The organism is Lysinibacillus sp. NPDC093688 (genome assembly GCF_050280145.1).
Taxonomy (GTDB): Bacteria; Bacillota; Bacilli; order Bacillales_A; family Planococcaceae; genus Lysinibacillus; species Lysinibacillus xylanilyticus_B.
In genome coordinates this window covers 1-2,315 of the sequence record NZ_JBNNUX010000097.1, presented here as the reverse complement: position 1 = coordinate 2,315, position 2,315 = coordinate 1, and the positions used below count along the sequence as shown (strand labels likewise).

The window sequence follows — 2,315 nt, the reverse complement described above, 5'->3', positions numbered from 1 at the left end:
GTAGCTATTCGGTAGCTTTTGTGTAGCCGTTCGGGAGTCATATAACAATTTTTATCGCATAAATAGGAATCACATTTGACACTGTCAAATCAATATTTTTCACAGAAATGCCTACCGAATGGCTACATACGGAGACATTTCTGTGTAGGATTCCTCTTATGCTCTTTAATAGCAATAGTTGCAATATTACACCTGTATACCCTCATATTTTTCATTTCAAAATCTCAAACCTTTTTCAGAAAAACATCTTTAATTTTTTCTAACAAAACAAAAAACGCTCACTCTTTTTTTTCGAGTAGCGTTTTGTTTTTTATTTTTCTTCTTCAATTTCATTTATCATTTGATGATTTATTTTTTGTTTTTCTTCGTCTGTTAAATCAAAAATTTCACTCGCTAAATATTCATTTTTATTCCACATGTAAAAAATTTGATACACGTATTCGGTTGGATCAATTTCTTTTAAGTAATCTAAATCTCCATTTTTTAATTTCTTTTTAGCATCTTTAAATAATCCTGAATAAACTAATACCTGTTTACCTTTAAGAGATTTATAGAATGCATCAAATACTTTTTGATTTATTAAATAATCACTATCTTTACCAGAATACTTAGCCATTTCATATAACTCATTATTGTTATTTTGTCTTATTTTTTGAACTTGAACTTGTGTAATTTCTGAAATTCCCGTTACGTCACGCCATAATTCAAGCCATTCTTTTTGGCTAATATAATATCTTTTATCTGTAAAATATGACTTATTTACTGCAATTAAAACATGAAAATGCGGGTTATAGTCATCACGTTCTTTATTGTAAGTAATTTCTAATTTTCTTACATAACCTTTCGTAGCAGAAATTACTTTTTTACGCTTAAACATCTTTTGAAAAGAGTGATTATAAGCTTTAATTTCACTTTCTAAATGCTCAGCTGTAACATTTGGCGTGGTAAGTGTTAAAAAGATGAATTGTTTATCTTCTTTTTGCTTAATATATTGCATCATCAATGATAAACCTAACGCATCTTTTCTCGCTTTTCGCCATGCACATACAGGACAAAATCGATTTTTACATAAATTAGATTTATGCAATTTCTGTTTCTCTAATGTTTTATCTGCCACAAAACTCAAGAATGTATTGCACTCCCTTATCAAATCCATTTGTCCTTCTTTGACATGCCGTTCAATAAATTTCTGAAATACTTGATTTCTCCGTTTTTTCTCAGTATACTTTTCCATATATTAAATCACTGTAAAAACAACTAAGTTGTATACAAAGTTTTTATAACAAAAAAGTTGCTTTTTCTCCTTTCATGTAAAGTTTTGGTTTGGTCACCATAAACTCTACTATACTAGGTATGAAAAAGCAACTTTTTTTGCGTTCAAAGACAGTCATATCAACTAATCTAGAGACAGGTAACCATACGGGAATAGTTACCTATAGTATCAAGACAAGAAGAAACTCGTTTCACTCGTTTCAAAAATTCAAAAAATCCCGTCGTTAAATAGTTTTTAAATGAGATAAAAATAAATAAGTGTTAAAATAATAATATAACGTTATCCCAACTATGTATAAGTTATTTGTAATACGAAGTAACTCTTCGCCCTCACCATAGCTACTCAAATTGTTGAGTGGCTATTTTTTATGCTTTATTCCAATTGCTTTATTGACGTTGAGCCTCTGAACCCTTAACAATCCCAAAACTTGTCGAATCGTCGGCTTAATAGCTCACGCTATGCCGACATTCGTCTTCAAGTTTAGTTAAGGGTTCTTCTCAACGCACAATAAATTTTCTCGGCATAAATGCGTGTGGTATGCTTAATATAGTGCTCTTTTTCAATCGCACAGCATTTTATAGCAATTCTCCAAACCACTCATTTTTGAGTGGTTCTTTTATTTTGCATTTTAAGCCCTTTCTAGGACATTTAATCATTTCGAATATAAAAACAAACAAAAATTTCTTTCGTTCAAAAGAGAGGCTATGAATCATTTTAAAATTCATTTCTCAACACTTTCAGAAAGAAAAATATATTTTTAATCTCAATTATTCTTCTTAGAAAAAAGCTAAAACCCGATTAATAATATTCAAAAAAGGCAGCAGTGCATTTTGATTTTGGCTACCATTTAGCTCCCTTTTAGCTCCCAAATGGCTACCTAATAATGTAGCTATTTGGTATCCATTTTTGATTTTAGGTATCCATATGGTAGCCATTTTTGATTTTGGGTAGCTATTCGGTAGCTTTTGTGTAGCCGTTCGGGAGTCATATAACAATTTTTATCGCATAAATAGGAATCACATTTGACACTGTCAAATCAATA

General features: G+C 30.3%; 1 protein-coding gene. It reads right to left on the bottom strand.

All coding sequences use genetic code 11. From position 1 onward, the window contains the following. Nucleotides 1-310 precede the first annotated feature (310 nt). Nucleotides 311-1,234, bottom strand: a complete 924-nt coding sequence (locus tag ACQKN2_RS25195) for a protein rep (protein ID WP_325850180.1) — start codon at nt 1,232-1,234, stop codon at nt 311-313. Nucleotides 1,235-2,315: the final 1,081 nt, after the last annotated feature.

Bases quoted from the DNA above. Each gene is read 5' to 3' on its own strand.
- ACQKN2_RS25195 (WP_325850180.1), bottom strand. From the start codon at position 1,234: ATGGAAAAGTATACTGAGAAAAAACGGAGAAATCAAGTATTTCAGAAA.